At 43.1% G+C, this 16746-nt stretch carries 18 protein-coding genes; 14 read left to right on the forward strand and 4 right to left on the reverse strand.

The genetic code is table 11. The annotated features are described in order from the left end of the window. Positions 1–52 precede the first annotated feature (52 nt). Complete coding sequence (gene pyc, locus QY97_RS00550; RefSeq protein ID WP_039231885.1) at positions 53–3490, forward strand: pyruvate carboxylase; 3438 nt, start codon at positions 53–55, stop codon at positions 3488–3490. Between the two features lie 36 nt (positions 3491–3526). Here pyc and QY97_RS00555 read toward each other — a convergent pair whose 3' ends face one another. Further along, complete coding sequence (locus QY97_RS00555; protein WP_039231888.1) at positions 3527–4453, reverse strand: COX15/CtaA family protein; 927 nt, start codon at positions 4451–4453, stop codon at positions 3527–3529. A gap of 440 nt (positions 4454–4893) precedes the next feature. Between QY97_RS00555 and cyoE the strand changes: the two genes are divergently transcribed. From cyoE to QY97_RS00590, 7 genes are all read left to right on the forward strand, one after another. Continuing rightward, positions 4894–5781: a heme o synthase gene (gene cyoE, locus QY97_RS00560; RefSeq protein ID WP_039232203.1), complete on the forward strand. Its 888-nt coding sequence runs from the start codon at positions 4894–4896 to the stop codon at positions 5779–5781. Between the two features lie 87 nt (positions 5782–5868). Continuing rightward, positions 5869–6954, forward strand: a complete 1086-nt coding sequence (gene coxB, locus QY97_RS00565) for a cytochrome c oxidase subunit II (RefSeq protein WP_039231891.1) — start codon at positions 5869–5871, stop codon at positions 6952–6954. A 24-nt stretch (positions 6955–6978) separates the two neighbouring features. Beyond that, positions 6979–8856 (forward strand): cytochrome c oxidase subunit I, encoded by a 1878-nt coding sequence (gene ctaD, locus QY97_RS00570; RefSeq protein WP_039231894.1) that lies wholly within the window; start codon positions 6979–6981, stop codon positions 8854–8856. Then, positions 8856–9485 (forward strand): cytochrome (ubi)quinol oxidase subunit III, encoded by a 630-nt coding sequence (locus QY97_RS00575; RefSeq protein WP_039231897.1) that lies wholly within the window; start codon positions 8856–8858, stop codon positions 9483–9485. Before ctaD ends, QY97_RS00575 begins: the two co-directional genes overlap by 1 nt. Before the next feature lie 4 nt (positions 9486–9489). Further along, positions 9490–9822, forward strand: a complete 333-nt coding sequence (gene ctaF / locus QY97_RS00580; protein WP_039231899.1) for a cytochrome c oxidase subunit IVB — start codon at positions 9490–9492, stop codon at positions 9820–9822. A gap of 165 nt (positions 9823–9987) precedes the next feature. Beyond that, positions 9988–10896 (forward strand): cytochrome c oxidase assembly factor CtaG, encoded by a 909-nt coding sequence (gene ctaG / locus QY97_RS00585; protein WP_039231901.1) that lies wholly within the window; start codon positions 9988–9990, stop codon positions 10894–10896. A 174-nt stretch (positions 10897–11070) separates the two neighbouring features. Further along, a complete protein-coding gene (locus tag QY97_RS00590; protein WP_039231903.1) occupies positions 11071–11532 on the forward strand; it encodes a DUF420 domain-containing protein in 462 nt (153 codons plus the stop codon). A gap of 48 nt (positions 11533–11580) precedes the next feature. Here the strand turns inward: QY97_RS00590 and QY97_RS00595 are convergent, their stop codons facing one another. Then, entirely contained in the window at positions 11581–11940 is a 360-nt protein-coding gene (locus tag QY97_RS00595; RefSeq protein WP_039231905.1) for a YugN family protein, read from the reverse strand. Between the two features lie 262 nt (positions 11941–12202). Between QY97_RS00595 and QY97_RS00600 the strand changes: the two genes are divergently transcribed. After that, positions 12203–13261, forward strand: coding sequence for a CAP domain-containing protein (locus tag QY97_RS00600; protein ID WP_039231908.1), 1059 nt, complete (start codon positions 12203–12205; stop codon positions 13259–13261). Positions 13262–13301: 40 nt separating this feature from the next. Here QY97_RS00600 and QY97_RS00605 read toward each other — a convergent pair whose 3' ends face one another. Next, positions 13302–13790: a PaaI family thioesterase gene (locus tag QY97_RS00605; protein ID WP_039231911.1), complete on the reverse strand. Its 489-nt coding sequence runs from the start codon at positions 13788–13790 to the stop codon at positions 13302–13304. Positions 13791–13972: 182 nt separating this feature from the next. Here QY97_RS00605 and ylbD point away from each other — a divergent pair, with 182 nt between their 5' ends. The 5 genes from ylbD (at position 13973) to QY97_RS00630 (ending at position 15934) form a co-directional block, all read left to right on the forward strand. Further along, the gene (ylbD, locus tag QY97_RS19415; RefSeq protein WP_052725829.1) at positions 13973–14320 is read left to right on the forward strand and encodes a spore coat protein YlbD; all 348 of its coding nucleotides are present in this window, start codon (positions 13973–13975) and stop codon (positions 14318–14320) included. Between the two features lie 30 nt (positions 14321–14350). Then, complete coding sequence (locus QY97_RS00615; protein ID WP_046128529.1) at positions 14351–14632, forward strand: YlbE-like family protein; 282 nt, start codon at positions 14351–14353, stop codon at positions 14630–14632. A 45-nt stretch (positions 14633–14677) separates the two neighbouring features. After that, positions 14678–15082 (forward strand): hypothetical protein, encoded by a 405-nt coding sequence (locus QY97_RS00620; protein ID WP_046128530.1) that lies wholly within the window; start codon positions 14678–14680, stop codon positions 15080–15082. A 77-nt stretch (positions 15083–15159) separates the two neighbouring features. Further along, positions 15160–15609, forward strand: a complete 450-nt coding sequence (locus QY97_RS00625) for a YlbF family regulator (RefSeq protein ID WP_039232217.1) — start codon at positions 15160–15162, stop codon at positions 15607–15609. A gap of 49 nt (positions 15610–15658) precedes the next feature. Then, the gene (locus QY97_RS00630) at positions 15659–15934 is read left to right on the forward strand and encodes a YlbG family protein (protein WP_039231914.1); all 276 of its coding nucleotides are present in this window, start codon (positions 15659–15661) and stop codon (positions 15932–15934) included. Between the two features lie 32 nt (positions 15935–15966). Here QY97_RS00630 and QY97_RS00635 read toward each other — a convergent pair whose 3' ends face one another. Next, complete coding sequence (locus QY97_RS00635; protein ID WP_039232221.1) at positions 15967–16356, reverse strand: DUF7147 family protein; 390 nt, start codon at positions 16354–16356, stop codon at positions 15967–15969. Positions 16357–16746: the final 390 nt, after the last annotated feature.

Raw genomic sequence — 16746 nt, forward strand, 5'->3', positions numbered from 1 at the left:
CTACGTGTGAATTTTTAAATATGCTTTTATCAAACAGTAAGGGGGAGAGTGCATGAGGAACATCAGTAAAGTACTCGTTGCGAATAGAGGAGAAATTGCTATTCGTGTATTTCGCGCCTGTACGGAGCTTCATATCCGTACAGTAGCGATTTACTCAAAGGAAGATTCAGGATCGTATCACCGCTATAAAGCGGATGAAGCGTATTTAGTCGGAGAAGGAAAAAAGCCGATTGAAGCGTACTTGGACATCGAAGATATTATCCGGGTTGCCAAACAGGCAGAAGTGGATGCAATCCACCCGGGTTATGGTTTTTTGTCAGAAAATATTGAATTCGCAAGAAGATGCGAAGAAGAAGGGCTTATCTTTATCGGCCCGGAAACTAAGCACTTGGATATGTTTGGGGACAAGGTGAAGGCTAGGGAACAAGCTCAAAAGGCAGGAATTCCTGTCATCCCGGGAACGGATGGACCAGTCTCCGGCTTAGAGGAAGTCTCAACCTTTGGCGAGGAGCACGGTTTTCCAATTATTATTAAAGCAGCTCTTGGCGGCGGCGGACGCGGCATGCGGATTGTCAACAGCGCCGAGGAAGTAAAAGAGGCTTATGATCGAGCCAAGTCGGAAGCGAAGGCAGCATTTGGAAGCGATGAGGTATACGTCGAGAAATTCGTAAAGAATCCAAAACATATTGAAGTGCAGATCCTCGGAGATAGAGAAGGAAATGTTATCCACTTATACGAGCGCGATTGTTCTGTCCAGCGCCGGCATCAAAAGGTTGTAGAAGTAGCTCCTTGTGTATCATTATCTGAAGATTTAAGAAATGATATCTGTGAAGCGGCTGTACAGCTGATGAAGAATGTCGATTATTTAAATGCCGGAACTGTAGAGTTCCTGGTGGCAGAGGATAAGTTTTACTTTATTGAGGTCAATCCGCGCATTCAAGTAGAACATACAATTACAGAAATGATTACTGGTGTAGACATTGTACAGACACAGATCATGATTGCGGAAGGCTATTCTTTACATAGTGAAAAAGCAGGGATTCCTTCTCAAGAGAAAATCACTATACATGGCTATGCTATTCAATCCCGCGTAACAACAGAAGACCCGTTGAATGATTTTATGCCGGATACGGGGAAAATTATGGCTTATCGCTCAGGCGGCGGCTTTGGTGTTCGGCTCGATGCGGGGAATGCCTTCCAAGGTGCAGTGATCACCTCTCACTATGATTCCTTGCTTGTAAAGGTATCCACCCATGCTATGACATTCGAACAAGCAGCTTCCAAAATGCTGCGAAATTTACGGGAGTTTCGTATTCGGGGGATAAAGACAAACATTCCATTCCTGGAAAAGGTCATGCAGCATGAGAAGTTTATTACTGGTGATTATGATACTTCCTTTATCGATACAGCGCCTGAATTGTTTGTGTTCTCGGAGAGCAAGGACCGCGGAACTAAAATGCTTAACTATATCAGCAACGTCACCATCAATGGCTTTCCAGGCATCGAAAAGAAGAAAAAACCGATTTTTGATCGTCCTTTTATGCCAAATACAAGCGAACTGAAAGAGATTCCTGCTGGAACAAAGCAGCTGCTGGAGGAAAAAGGGGCAGAAGGTTTGGCAGAGTGGGTGAAGTCTCGTCATGATGTATTGCTGACAGATACGACTTTCCGGGATGCCCATCAGTCACTTCTTGCCACTCGCGTGCGGACGAATGATCTAGTGCGCATCGCAGAACCGACGGCTAAGCTGCTGCCCGAGCTTTTCTCGGTAGAAATGTGGGGGGGCGCGACATTTGATGTGTCCTATCGTTTTCTAAAAGAGGATCCATGGAAGCGTCTCATTACTTTAAGGGAAGAAATGCCGAATGTACTGTTCCAGATGCTCCTGCGCGCGTCTAATGCTGTGGGCTATAAGAATTATCCGGATAACGTGATTAATGAATTCGTTCAGCAATCAGCGGATGCGGGCATCGATGTTTTTCGGATCTTTGACAGTTTAAACTGGGTGAAAGGCATGGAAACAGCAATTGATGCGGTACGGCAAACAGGCAAGGTCGCTGAGGCTGCCATTTGTTATACGGGAGATATTGATGATCCGTCCCGTTCCAAATACAATATTCAGTATTATAAAGATATGGCGAAAGAGCTGGAGAACCAAGGAGCGCACATTCTTGGTATTAAAGATATGGCAGGCTTATTAAAGCCGCAGGCTGCCTACCGGCTGATTTCTGAGTTGAAGGAAACAGTCGATCTTCCGATTCACCTCCATACACATGATACAAGCGGGAACGGCATTTACATGTATGCCAAAGCCATTGAAGCGGGCGTAGATATCGTGGATGTAGCGGCCAGCTCCATGGCAGGGATGACCTCACAGCCGAGCGCAGACTCGCTTTGTTATGCATTGAGAGGAACAGAACGTGAGCCTTCTGTGAAAGCAGGAGCCTTTGAACAGCTCTCTAAATACTGGGAAGGAGTTCGACACTACTACCAAGACTTTGAGAGTGGTATGAATGCTCCGCATCCTGAAATCTACAAGCATGAAATGCCGGGCGGCCAGTACAGCAACCTCCAGCAGCAGGCCAAAGCCGTTGGACTTGGCGAGCGCTGGGAAGAAGTGAAAGACATGTACAGCCGGGTCAATATGATGTTTGGCGACATCGTAAAAGTCACACCTTCCTCTAAGGTTGTCGGCGACATGGCCTTATTTATGGTGCAGAATGATTTAACAGAAGAAGAGGTGCTGGAGAAAGGAGACAAGATTGATTTTCCTGATTCCGTCATTGAGCTGTTTGAGGGGTATTTAGGCCAGCCGGCAGGCGGATTCCCGAAAGAACTGCAAAAAGTAATTTTAAAAGGAAAAGAGCCAATTACAGTTCGCCCGGGAGAGCTGCTAGAGAGCGTTGATTTCGGGGCAATTCGTCAAGAGCTTTATCAAGAGCTCGGCCGACAAGTAACGGATCATGACGTGATTGCTTATGCGCTATATCCAAAGGTATTTCTTGAATATGCTAAAACAGTAGATCAGTTTGGAGATGTGTCTGTGCTAGACACTCCGACTTTCCTTTATGGCATGAGACTAGGCGAAGAAACTGAAATTGAAATCGAAAAAGGAAAGACGTTAATTGTGAAGCTGGTTTCTATCGGACAAGCCCAGGCAGACGGCACGCGTACGGTTTACTTTGAATTGAACGGACAGCCGCGTGAAGTTGTCGTTAAAGATGAGGGTATTAAGTCCTCGGTGGCTGCTAAAGTGAAAGCAGACCCGAGAAACGAAAGCCACATTGCAGCAACTATGCCGGGAACGGTTATCAAGCTGCTTGTGGAAAAGGGGGAGAAGGTGGCACCGGGTGACCACTTAATGATTACAGAAGCGATGAAGATGGAGACAACAGTTCAAGCGCCATTTGCGGGCACGGTGAAAGATATTTACGTACAGAACGGGGAAGCTATTTCTGCGGGCGACTTGTTAATCGAATTGGAGAAATAAAATAAAAAAAGAAGCGGATCTATCCCGCTTCTTTTTTTATGAAACTTTTGAGACGGAGCCCTCGTTAAGCTTGCTTCTGGAGATGAGAAGAATGAAGTAGCACAGCAGACCGAACAGGCAAGAGATGAAGAAAGCATGAGCAAGCGCAACATACAGGTTAAGGCCTGTCAAGACAACGGCAGCACCTGAAAGAACTTGTAAAGAAACGAGTGTAAGAGCAATGATCCATCCCCAATAAATTACGCGCTGATGCTTGTAATTTCTAATGGCCATAGCAGCGATGTATAGAATCCATAAAAAAATTAGGCCGGCAGCTAACCGGTGCCCCATTTGAATTCCTTGGTACATATTAAACGACATGAAGGGGCTGGCATTTACACAGAAAGGCCAGTCAGGGCAGGTTAGACTGGCCTTCGTGTGCCGGACAAGGGCTCCTGTGTAGACGACTATATAACTATAGAGAGTCACACCGATTGTATGCCATTTCAGCTTTTTATCGATTACTACAGTAGAAGCATCAAACTTCTGATCGATTTCAAAAATCAAAAGCGTCAGCAGAAGCACAGCAGCAAAAGAGATAAGAGAAATGCCGAAGTGCAATGCCAAAACAAAGTCAGACTGTCCCCAAACAACAGCTGCAGCACCGATTAATGCTTGTGCAATTAAAAAGAAAAGAGACAGAATAACTAAAAATTTCGTTTCCCGCTTATAACCGATCGTTCGCCAGGCGACAATAGAAAGAGCGGCCAGAAGCAAACCGACACCACCGGAAACGACCCGGTGGGATAATTCAATAACGGTTTCAATTGTAATATTTTCAGGGATGATTTGCCCGTGGCATAACGGCCATTCATTCCCGCATCCGAGACCTGAGTCAGTTTTTGTCACTAAGGCTCCCCCGAGAAGAACGAGAAACATGCCGAGCGTTGTCAAAACAGCCAGCCACTTTAAAGAGCGATGCATGTTGTTCACCTACTTATATATATTGAAAACTGTTGCATATGTAAAGAAATTACCTATTCGATAATACAGAAGATGAAACTAAAAGACAACTTGTAAAATTGTGTGGACATGGTATTCTTATATGTAGAAGAAACCCGTCTGCCTATCTTTTACAAAACGTTTTTTTAACAAATTTTTCACGTCTTTCTTCTTAATTATCCTACAAATTGAAAGCGATAGGAACAGTATGTCTTTAGTGGTCACAAATTCGACATATTTAGTTCATGCAGTGTTCACAAAAGAATAGGATGATATGATTTAATATGGAGTAAACAACCAATTTTTAGGTAGTTTACAGCTATATTGGTTTAGAAAGAGAAGAAATGTATAATTTGTTTTTTAGAATGGGTAGGCTGTTTTTAGCGAGAGGGGGGAAGAAGGTGTCACGTGCCGCAACAACAATGGAGAAATCAAAACTTCCAGAAACGACAGCTATGAAAGATTTCCTTGCTCTAATCAAAATTGGGATTGTAAACTCCAATTTGATGACTGTTTTTACAGGTTTATGGCTAGCTGTTGTTTTTAGCGATTTACGTTTCTTGTCTGAGTTGGACACAATTTTCTATACATTGATCGGATCATCCATGATTATTGCTGGGTCTGCCAGTTTAAACAATTATATTGACAGAGACATCGACCCGCTGATGGAGCGAACAAAATCCCGTCCGACAGTAACAGGCAAAATTGGCTATTCTAAAGTGTTAGTCATGAGCCTTGCTTTTATAGTAATTGGTTCAGCTTTTTTATTTTTGACAACATTTGCAGCAGGCCTGATTGGATTGATTGGGGTATTTAGCTATGTTGTACTTTACTCCATGTGGTCAAAACGCCGGCATGTCAGCAATACAGTAGTTGGGAGTATCTCAGGTGCTGTACCTCCATTGATAGGATGGGCAGCCGTCGATCCTAATTTACATACCGTGGCTTGGATGCTGTTCCTGCTCATGTTTATATGGCAGCCGCCGCATTTCTATGCTCTTGCAATGCGGCGATGTGAAGAGTACCGGGCTGCAGGAATTCCGATGCTTCCTGTAGTGAAAGGGTTTGCAGTAACAAAGCGACACATTATCTTATGGGTAGCCGCTTTGCTGCCGATTCCGTTTTTTATGACATCCCTCGGTACAGCCTTTGTCGTGCTGGCGACGGCCTTAAATATTGGCTGGCTCTTTATCGGATTATCCGGCTACCGAACGAAGGATGATCTAAAATGGGCAAAACGGATGTTTATTTATTCCTTGCAGTATTTAACTATCTTATTTGTAGCGATGGTTATCTTCACTGTTATTTAATTGAGGGAGTTCTTTCTTGACAAAGAAATCCACATAAATACTCCTACCGCTGTAGAATTTCCTAAGAAAGAGAGGTTTAATTACGCTATGAAAAACAGGCTAAGTAAATGGCGGCTAATGTCAGTATTCGCCGCTTTGGCACTCGTACTGTCAGGTTGCGGAGAGCCATTCCTTTCCACGCTTACACCTGCAGGGGAAGTTGCGTATCAGCAGTATGACTTGATGATCTTAAGTACAGTCATTATGGTAGCAGTCATCGTAGTAGTCACTATCATCTTCGTTCTTGCTATTACGCGCTTCCGCCGCAAGAAAGGCGAGGAAGACAAAATCCCTAAGCAAGTTGAAGGGAGTCACACGCTTGAGATTGTCTGGACAGTCATTCCAATTGTTCTTTTACTTATCCTCGCTGTGCCAACAGTTATTATGACATTCGATCAAGCTGATGTTAAAGCGATGGATGAGGAGCCAAATGAAGAAGGAGTGCGCGATGCTTTAGTAGTGAACGTGCGTGCATCCCTTTATTGGTGGGAGTTTGAGTACCCGGATTACGGGGTGATTACTTCTCAAGAATTGGTTGTTCCGACAGATCAGAAAGTGTACTTCAACTTAATTGCATCTGACGTAAAGCATTCATTTTGGATCCCTGCTGCAGGAGGAAAAATGGATACGAATACGGATAACGTGAATAAGTTCTGGCTGGAGTTTGACAGCGAAAAGGCTGACGAAGCGAACAACTTGTTCTACGGAAAATGTGCTGAGCTTTGCGGTCCATCGCATGCTCTAATGGACTTCAAAGTTGAAACAAAATCTCAGGAAGACTTCCAGGCTTGGCTGAACGCTATGCAATCGGCTGAAGAAGTTGCACCAGCAGATACAGCTGCAGCGCAAGGCCAGCAAATCTTTGAACAAAGCTGCTTAAGCTGTCATGCAGTCACGCCTCAAGATGGACGTCCGGAACAAGCTAGACTTGCACCAAACTTAGCAACATTTGGAGAACGTTCACGTATTGCTGGTATTCTGGACCACAATGAAGAAGAGTTGAAAAACTGGATTCGTGACCCAGAGCAATACAAGCCGGGCAATAAAATGACAGGCACTTATCAGGAGTTAAGTGAAGAAGAGCTTGATCAATTAGCATCATACTTAATGAGTCTGAAAGTAGAAGAAAAATAAAGAAATAAAAAGGAGGTATAACCGTTGAGTACCATTGCACAAAAACGGGGTTTCGCAAGTACAATTTGGGACTACTTAACAACAGTTGACCATAAAAAAATTGCGATTCTGTACTTAATTGCCGGTGGATTTTTCTTCCTCCTAGGTGGTATAGAAGCTATGCTTATCCGTATTCAGCTTGCTGTACCAAACAATGACTTTGTCAGTGCCGGTTTCTATAATGAACTGCTTACTATGCACGGGACGACAATGATCTTCCTAGCGGCCATGCCTTTACTGCTTGGTTTTATGAATGCGATTATGCCGCTTCAGATTGGGGCGCGCGACGTTGCATTCCCATTTATTAATGCACTAGGCTTTTGGTTGTTCTTCTTTGGAGGAGTATTTTTAAACTTATCCTGGTTCCTTGGCGGAGCACCGGATGCAGGGTGGACTTCTTACGCATCTTTATCTTTGGCTTCGGAAGGACATGGGATCGATTTCTATGCCTTAGGATTGCAGATTTCAGGTTTTGGTACGTTAATGGGGGGGATTAACTTCCTCGTTACGATTATCAATATGCGTGCCCCTGGTATGACTTATATGAGAATGCCATTATTTACATGGACAACATTTGTGGCTTCTGCATTAATTTTGTTTGCATTCCCTCCGCTGACAGCTTCTATCTTTATGTTGACGTTTGACCGTATGTTTGGCGCCAACTTCTTTAACGTAGCAGCCGGCGGTAACACAATTATTTGGGAACACTTCTTCTGGATTTTCGGACATCCGGAAGTATATATTTTGATCTTACCGGCGTTCGGTATTTTCTCAGAAATTTTTGCGACGTTCTCAAGGAAGCGTTTGTTCGGATATTCTTCCATGGTATTCGCAACAGTGCTAATTGGTTTCCTTGGTTTCATGGTATGGGCTCACCATATGTTTACGGTTGGTTTAGGTCCTGTTGCCAATGCTATTTTCGCTGTTGCAACAATGGCGATCGCAGTGCCTACAGGTATTAAGATCTTTAACTGGCTTCTCACCATCTGGGGAGGAAGCATTAAATTTACAGTACCAATGATTTATGCAGTTGCCTTTATTCCGTCGTTCGTTATGGGTGGGGTAACAGGGGTTATGCAGGCAGCAGCCCCAGCAGACTATCAGTACCATGACAGTTACTTTATCGTTGCTCACTTCCACTACGTTATTGTAGGAGGGGTAGTACTTGCACTTCTAGCCGGTACACACTTCTACTGGCCAAAAATGTTTGGAACAATGCTAAGTGAGAAGATCGGGAAGTTTACCTTCTTCTTCTTCTTTGTTGGTTTCCATTTAACATTCTTCGTCCAGCATTTCCTTGGTCTAATGGGAATGCCGCGCCGTGTATGGACATTCCTCCCTGGGCAGGGACTGGATACAGGAAACTTAGTAAGCTCTGTAGGAGCAGCTTTCATGGCAATTGGGGTTGTTTCTCTACTTGTGAATATTGTAATAACTACTATGAAAAATGAAAGAGTAGGCAATGATCCTTGGGGAGATGGCCGTACGCTAGAATGGGCCCTTCCTTCACCAGCTCCTTTCTATAACTTTAAGCAGTTACCACTCGTTCGCGGGTTGGATGCTTACTGGCTAGAAAAAATGGAAGGCAAGGATACATTGACACCAGCAGAGCCAATCGGCGATATTCATATGCCGAACCCATCCTTTGTGCCGGTTGTCATCTCGTTCGGTCTATTCGTTGCCGCGTTTGGCGCAATGTACCAAGTAGACGATAAGCCATGGGCTATTCCGGTTTTAATTATCGGATTAGCTATCACTTTTGGTGCAATGCTTTACCGCTCCATTAAGGATGACCATGGATTCCATATCCATAAAGAGGACCTAATGGAAGACGATGATGATAATAAGGGGGTTAAAGCGTAATGAATGCTGATGAAAAATACACACCCCAAACATGGCCTGAAGGCCCGGAACGAGCAACGCTTGAAGGGAAGAACAAATTCTTAGGGTTCTGGTTCTTCCTAGGCGGAGAGACGGTATTATTCGCCTCTCTCTTCGCTACTTATATCGCTCTTAAGGACAAAGTGCCAAGCCCGGATCATGCGCTTGCAAAGGATCTCTTTGAACTGCCTTTAGTCTTTGTTATGACGATGCTTCTATTAACGAGCTCGTTAACAAGCGTATATGCAATGTATCATCTGAAAAACTATGACTTCAAGAAAATGCAGCTTTGGCTAGTCATTACAGTGCTCTTAGGTTTAGGATTCCTAGGCTGCGAAATTTATGAATTCGTTCATTATTATCATGCATTTGATCATACTTTTACGAGCAGTGCCTTTGGTTCAGCGTTCTATACATTAACTGGATTCCACGGTGCTCACGTAATTTTTGGATTAGCATGGTTCATTGCCTTGATCGTTCGTAATGCTGGCCGAGGTTTAAACCTCTACAACGCGCCAAAGTTTTATGTAGCGAGCCTTTACTGGCACTTTATCGACGTTGTATGGGTATTTATCTTTACGGTAGTATACTTAATGGGAATGGTGGGATAAGTAGATGGTGAATAATCAATCTAACACAAATAACCCAAGACTCGATTATGAATACCGCCGCAGAAAAAATGCAGAGGGCATGAGGATTCAAGTAGCTACGTTTACGTTAATGATTTTCTTTACAGTGATTTCGTTCGCAGCAGTGGCTGCTGGCTTCTCAAAATGGTTTGTCATTCCAGTCATTTTGCTTTTAGCCGTCATTCAAGTGGGCTTTCAGCTTTACTATTTCATGCATATGGGTGAGAAAGGTCATGAAGCCCCTTCAATGTTTATGTGGTCTGGTATTGGAGTAGCGTTTCTTACAATTTTAGCCTTTGTGACAATTATTTGGTGGTAATGCGCTGGGCATAAATCAGCAAAACCCGTCCTCTTTAGAGGGCGGGTTTTTGCTTGTACAATAGATATCCGCTGTCAAGAACTTGTCATTTCATAACATTGCTAGCAAATTTATAGACAGGTATAATGAAGACGAGGCGTCGAAAATAATAACGAGGTGAATAAAATGCCGATTAGCATTTTTGGCTTTCAAGCTTTATGGAGTCCTTATTTTTTAGGGTTTCTCATTTTAGTGACAGCTGGTTACTTTTTAGTAACAGTGAAATGGAGAAACAAGTTTGAAGGCGATGAACCGTTAACAAAGCGTCAAGGGGCCTTATTTGTCGCTTCCATGGTGATTTTATATGCAGTTAAAGGATCGCCGATCGATTTGTTAGGACATATCATGTTTACTTATCACATGATCCAGATGGCTGTGCTTTATTTAGTAGTTGTTCCGCTGTTTCTGCGGGGAATACCTTGGTGGGTATGGAAAAAGATCATTGACCATCCTGTAGTGAAGCCTGTTTTCGCTTTTTTTACAAAGCCATTAATTGCTTTAATTTTGTTTAATGGCCTATTCTCCATCTATCACTTGCCGATCGTATTCGATTACGTCAAGATGAGCGTGGCTCTTCACACTCTTTATACAGTGGCGCTTTTCATTTTCGCCCTCTTTATGTGGTGGCCGTTATTAAATACAATGCCTGATGGCAAGAAGCTGGGTGGATTAAGGAAGATTGGCTATATTTTTGCTGACGGCATTCTGCTAACTCCTGCTTGTGGATTAATCATCTTTGCTTCTGCTCCAGTCTACGCTACCTATAGTGATGCAAGTGCTTGGATACAGGCAATGGAGCTTTGTGTGCCGACGGGTACCTTACAACAGCTGAATCTAACCGGCCCAGAGCTATTCTCAAGCATGCCGATCTTAGAGGACCAGCAACTGGGCGGCGTTATTATGAAAATTATTCAGGAGATCGTTTACGGCTATATTCTTGCTTTAGTCTTCTTTGAATGGGCTCGCAAGGAAAGAGAAAAAGAAGGTCAAGCGGACGAAGCATTACTGCAGCATCAAACAAATTATATGAAATAAAAGAGAAGTGTATTCTGCCTTCTCTTTTATTTCGTACATACGCTCATTGCTAAGCTGCGCTCGTTTTGATTGAAGGGGAGGGCGCTGCTTTTGGAAGGTGCTTTGTATAATTGTTTTCATTACATGCTTTAACTTCGTTTAAACTTATTACAACGGGAGAGAGGATCCAAAGATATGTCATTACCTATTTTACCAACGATCAGCACAGCGTTTATTGTGCTTAGCGCAATTACGGTCGCTATCGGCTGGGTTCAAATTAAACAAAGAAAAATTGAACAGCATAGGAAGACAATGCTGTTAGCGGCTTTATTTGCTATTATCTTTTTTGTCATCTATGCCAGCCGGACGATTTTTATTGGAAATACGGCTTTCGGGGGACCGGATCAAATTAAGGTATACTATACCGCTTTCTTAATTTTCCATATTACTCTGGCTACTGTAGGGGCTGTGATGGGAATTATCACTATTACGCTAGGGCTAAAAAACAATTTGGAAAAGCATAGAAAACTTGGGCCTATAACAAGTGTAATTTGGTTTTTTACTGCTATTACAGGTGTTGCTGTTTACCTGCTGCTTTACGTGTTTTATGAAGGCGGGGAAACGACTTCTATGATCAAAGCGATTCTGGGATTTTAACAGGAATAACAAACAGCGCATGGCCAGCCATGCGCTGTTTGTTATAAGTTATACTGCGAATTCATTTACTTCATCTTTAATGTCTGTTAGGATTCTTTCGCAAGTTTCTACTAAAGAGGCAGGGAAGCTTTCTTCTTCTCCATACTCGACTCCATGTGGGTAATAATGTTTACCCAATAGTGGAGTCATCAGTTGAATGGTTGCACGGTGTGAACCAACGTCACCTTCTACGGCATAACCGAATAGGCGTAAGTAGTATGTACCTTCTTTTAGTTGGAATTTGCGGTCAAAAGTAACACGTTGATAATCCCATTGTTCTCCATGCACTAGACCGTGTTTTTCACAGATGTAAAGCAAACGTTTAAAGTCGACGCGCTTGTCTTCTAAACCTGTGTTTTCAAATCTCATCAACAATCCCTCCTGAATACCTAAAGTGCTTTCTGTGTATCTGCATATTTTTAGTCAGTCATATCTCCTTTATAATAGTAGAAAATTGGATTTCTTGCAATGTATTGTATGAAATCGTTCTCATCCTCTCTTTATGTTACTTGCCGTCTAGAAGCATATAGACCGTACTTGAAAACTATGATACAGTCTGTCCATAATGTTATAATGTGAGTAATCCTCGGGTATAATGCCAGGATGAGCAGAGAAGAGAGGGGGCGGTCTTCTGCGGTCAGTTATACGTATTTTAATTGTGATGTCTATTATTTTAATTGTTGGTACCTATCTCAATAGAGGTCAGGAAGAAAGCGGAGTGCTTGATCAATCATCAAGCTCGACCCTTTCGGAAATGGATATACAGTCGGATGAAGTGAAGGAAGCGGAGGAGAAAGTTTCAACAGCTGAACAGCCTTCTTCAGGGCCAGGTGCTTATATCGGCAAGCCGGCTTCACTATTAACAAAGAAGATGGGCGAGCCTGATAGAAAGGACCCTTCAGCTTACGGCTATGAATGGTGGGTATATAAGGGAGAACGCCAGTATACGCAGTTTGGCGTTGAAAATAATACGGTAGTTACAGCTTATGCAGCTGGAGACGTCAATGTGGCCCCGTTTGAAATTGACCAGCCGGTAGCTGATATTTTTCAAAATCATGATCTGAAAATGGAAGTCGTTATTACGAAGAAGACGGGCACATACCGTCTGGAGTTGTCGGAAGAGGACTTTAATATGCGGCCGCTTGTTTCTCTTGGAAATATTTATGCGCAATTATACATTGATAAATTTTCTGGCACATTGTCTAGTGTGCGGTTCTTAACGGAGGATTATTTAATCAAACAGCGGTCTTATGAAATGGTTTACAGAGGAGAGCTTCCACCAGAGCCTCAGCTGTCAGACGCTGCCTGGAATGAAATTGAAAAAGGAAGCGAAAGACAGATTTTGGACCTTACCAATATTATTCGTCAAAAACATGGGTTAAGTATCCTTACCTGGGAGGAAGAAGTAGCAACAGTAGCAAAGCAGCATAGTAAGGATATGCATAAAGGACAGTACTTTTCACACGAGTCTCCATCGGCGGGTGATTTAGGAGATCGCCTGCAGGCGGGAGGCGTATCCTACCAGCTAGCGGGGGAAAATATCGCAGCTAATTACGTCGACGGCCCTGCGGCAGTAGAAGGCTGGTTGAACTCCGAGAGTCACCGTGAGGCATTGCTTGAGGAGGAGTTTATCCTCCTTGGGGTAGGCGTATACAGACAATACTATACACAAAATTTTGTGGCAAGATAGCAAAAGGCAGCTGTGCGACCTCGTGCAGCTGCCTTTGGTTTTATTTCTTTTCCAAAACGAAAAATGAGCCTGTTGCATGAGCTACTTTTTTTCCATCGTCCCTTACTACTTCTCCTTCCACAACTACTGTTTTTGATCCTTTGTGAACGACCTGTGCTTTGACTGTAAGCTCTTCTCCTTTTCCAGGTGCAATGTAATGAATATTTAAGTTAGAGGTGACGAGTGGTGTTCCTTTTGGAACAGCTGTATAAGCAGCAGAACCCATAGCTGAATCCAAAACGGTAGCTGTTACTCCGCCGTGGACGATTTGAAGAGAATTGCTTGATAAGCCGGTAATAGGCAGGCGAACTTCGCATCTATACTCTTCTTCGTTAATCTTCCTATCCAATTGCAACAATCTTCCTATGTATGTTCCTTTTCCTTTTACTTTTTCTAAGTGACCCTCGAGCAGCTGCTCCAGTACTTTTAAATCTTCAGGACTTGATTGCTTTAGAGTTTGTTCGAGTAATGAATAAATTCTCTCTGTCATTTTGTCTGATCCCTTCCTCTTCTAGCCGACAATCGTATGATCAGTGTGAACGGCGTTTTATTCTGAATAGTGTAAGCGATTAATTTTATCTTACCACAGATAAGGAAATGGCTGTACACCTTCACTTTTTCTTATGCTCGCCATAATGTAATAGTAGTAAAGCTGCGGGGTGGGGGGATAAAGTGAACAGTCAGTTGCTGCACCCGGAGGTAAAAAGGTTCAAAGTCTACATGGAGAAGCATCCGGACTTAAAGAAGGCAGTCAAGAGGCAGGAAAAAACACTGCAGGAACTATTTGAAGAGTGGTATTGGACACATAGGCATTCGGATGAGAAGAAAGCACATTCGAGAGGAACAGAGAGCAGTACCGGGTCATGGGGAGAAATCATCGGAAAACTAGAAGGTCTTTTATATACGTTCAATATAAAAAAGTGGAACCAGATGATTAGCGATATACAAGGCATGCTGGAAATGGCACAAATTTACCTGGCGGGAATGGAAGAGGAAGAAAAAAATAAGCGATTTAAGTGAGCTTTGTTTTTAAAGTGAAGGAGGATATGTATGAGGCGGGAAATTTTACATTACATCAGGCAAAACAAAGAGTGGCACCAGTATCTGCGGCAGCAGCCTTCCTGGTATCGGCGTCTAAGCCGAGAACCAAAGGAGTTGGCCGCTTTTGAGCTGGCCAGCCAAAAATTCTACAAAAAAACGATACCAGACCGAATCCAGCGCTTTCATGATGGTATGCAAATGGCTTCTGCCCTTTTTTATATGATGAGTACACAACCTGCTCCGAATACATCAGGTTCTGATACATCGGAAACGACCGGGAATTCTCAATAAAAAGTGCGAAACATGCACACACTAACGAAAAAAGGAGTGTGTGTTATGAGATGGTTAGTGATCGTTGCAGCAGTTATGATGACAGCAGGATGCAAGCAAGCTTTTCCAGAACCTGAAGCATGGCTGCCCTCTACATCAAGCAGCCATGCGGAGGCTCAGGCAGAGGAGAGCGCGCGCGAATGGACGGTTCATCACTTATTAAGAGGCAACAATGTGCTTGTTGAGCTCGTTGTACCGGGCGTTTCTTTTTCGGCGAAGGGGACAGCCTCACAAAAGGCGGGGCAGGCCGCTGTTTATATTAATGGGCAGCATTTTCAAACCTACCATACTGCTGCATTTATAGTAAAAGGACTTCCTTCAGGGACTCACAAAGTAGATATTAAATTGCTGGATCAAAATAATCAGCCTCTTGGCTATGAAAAGTCGTTCAACGTATCGATTCCTTCATAAGAAGTAAATAAAATACTCGTGCGTGTTCACAAAGCAGGAGCATATTATGTTAAAATAGGGGAACGGAGGTGGGCAATTTGCTTACAGCTACACTTGAAAAAATACAAACCATTGAGCAGGCTGAGCAGCTTGGTCAAATGATCCTGCAATCTGAGATCGCTCACAAGTATCGGTCGTGCTATGAGTTGTTGTATATAGATAAACAAACGAAAGCGAAAATTGATCGCTTTCAGCGCTTGAAGGAGCAATACGAAGAAGTACAGCGGTTTGGCCGTTATCACCCGGATTACAAGTGGGTAATGAAAGAAGTCAGAGTAGCCAAAAGAGAGATGGATTTAGACGAAAACGTGGCGGCCTTCCGAGTTGCTGAACAAGAGCTTCAGTCACTTCTGGATGAAATCAGTGTCTTGATTGGCCGTTCTGTTTCGGAGGGGATTAAAGTGCCATCTGGCAATCCATTCTTCTCATCAGCTTCTGGCTGCGGCGGTGGCTGCGGAACCGGTGGCGGTTGCAGTTGTTCCGCATAAAGAACAATGGCGCTTTTATTTTTTATAATAAAGAGCAGAAGGGGATACCATGTTTACTGATCGACAAGCTATTATTGTTTGGCTGCATCACTTAAAGCCGGCTAAGGTGCTGAGAAAGTATGGAAATGTTCATTATGTTTCCAGGCGAATGAAATATGCAGTTGTCTATTGTGACCAGCAGGAAATTGAGGACGTAATGGAAAAGCTGAATGCTCTTTCATTCGTCAAAAAAGTGGAACCATCTTTTAAGCCGTTTTTGAAAACAGAGTTTGAAAATTCAAAGCCGGATAAAGCGAAAGAATACGATTATAAGATAGGTATATAAAAAGTCCTAAAAGCTTAGCTTTTAGGACTTTTTTAAGCAAGAGAGGCTACCAGCCGGTTCAATCGTAAAATGCCAATTAAATATTGGAAATATAACTCACGCTCGGCAAAGGTGCTGGATGGTTTCACATCCATTTCGATTAAGGGTTTTCCTAGCGCTTCGGCTGTTTGCTTAAATAAATTAAACCGCTTGTTTGGCGCGGTATGCGGGTAGGGAATTCCCTCTCGGCATATGTAAATCGGCTGAAATTCTCCTGGATCTGTTGGTGAAAGAATGACAGCTAGGGAGGTGGATGGTCGCTCTTCTAAGGGAGTATGCAGGGCAAGCATGTGCATCAGCCGCTGTTTATTATTATGAGCAATCTCTAAAAGCTCGTATAAGTCTGAATATCCTTCTCCAAGTTCAATAAATCGCTGAATCAAAATAACTCCTCCATTTCTAAATAAAGTTCCTTTCCAAGCCATTCCATTGTACCTTCAAGGGAACAGAAGCTCAAGGAGAGGGAGGGGAAAGGAATCATAAGTATCTTGAAATAAAAAATGCCCTGCCGAAAATTCAGCAGGGACCTTCTATGTCTAAATCAGACAGAAGGCAAAGGGAGAGGAGAAACTGGAGAAAGAACTCATTGGGGAATATAAGCCTTCTCCGTGATCAACAACATCCTAGTGGACGCTGTTACTAGTAGTATGAACCAATTAAGCGCCTTTTAAACATGAATAACAAAGAATTACCTATCTATTCTTAAACATCTAGATTTCAATCAATAACTTGTGGTAACATAAATAAAGAAATTTTTTGCGAATGGTGGATAC

The organism is Bacillus thermotolerans (assembly GCF_000812025.2).
GTDB classification, from domain to species: Bacteria; Bacillota; Bacilli; order Bacillales; family Domibacillaceae; genus Quasibacillus; species Quasibacillus thermotolerans.

Bases quoted from the DNA above. Each gene is read 5' to 3' on its own strand.
- pyc (WP_039231885.1), top strand. From the start codon at position 53: ATGAGGAACATCAGTAAAGTACTCGTTGCGAATAGAGGAGAAATTGCT.
- QY97_RS00555 (WP_039231888.1), bottom strand. From the start codon at position 4,453: ATGCATCGCTCTTTAAAGTGGCTGGCTGTTTTGACAACGCTCGGCATG.
- cyoE (WP_039232203.1), top strand. From the start codon at position 4,894: ATGGAGAAATCAAAACTTCCAGAAACGACAGCTATGAAAGATTTCCTT.
- coxB (WP_039231891.1), top strand. From the start codon at position 5,869: ATGAAAAACAGGCTAAGTAAATGGCGGCTAATGTCAGTATTCGCCGCT.
- QY97_RS00575 (WP_039231897.1), top strand. From the start codon at position 8,856: ATGAATGCTGATGAAAAATACACACCCCAAACATGGCCTGAAGGCCCG.
- ctaF (WP_039231899.1), top strand. From the start codon at position 9,490: ATGGTGAATAATCAATCTAACACAAATAACCCAAGACTCGATTATGAA.
- ctaG (WP_039231901.1), top strand. From the start codon at position 9,988: ATGCCGATTAGCATTTTTGGCTTTCAAGCTTTATGGAGTCCTTATTTT.
- QY97_RS00590 (WP_039231903.1), top strand. From the start codon at position 11,071: ATGTCATTACCTATTTTACCAACGATCAGCACAGCGTTTATTGTGCTT.
- QY97_RS00595 (WP_039231905.1), bottom strand. From the start codon at position 11,940: ATGAGATTTGAAAACACAGGTTTAGAAGACAAGCGCGTCGACTTTAAA.
- QY97_RS00605 (WP_039231911.1), bottom strand. From the start codon at position 13,790: ATGACAGAGAGAATTTATTCATTACTCGAACAAACTCTAAAGCAATCA.
- QY97_RS00615 (WP_046128529.1), top strand. From the start codon at position 14,351: ATGAGGCGGGAAATTTTACATTACATCAGGCAAAACAAAGAGTGGCAC.
- QY97_RS00620 (WP_046128530.1), top strand. From the start codon at position 14,678: ATGAGATGGTTAGTGATCGTTGCAGCAGTTATGATGACAGCAGGATGC.
- QY97_RS00630 (WP_039231914.1), top strand. From the start codon at position 15,659: ATGTTTACTGATCGACAAGCTATTATTGTTTGGCTGCATCACTTAAAG.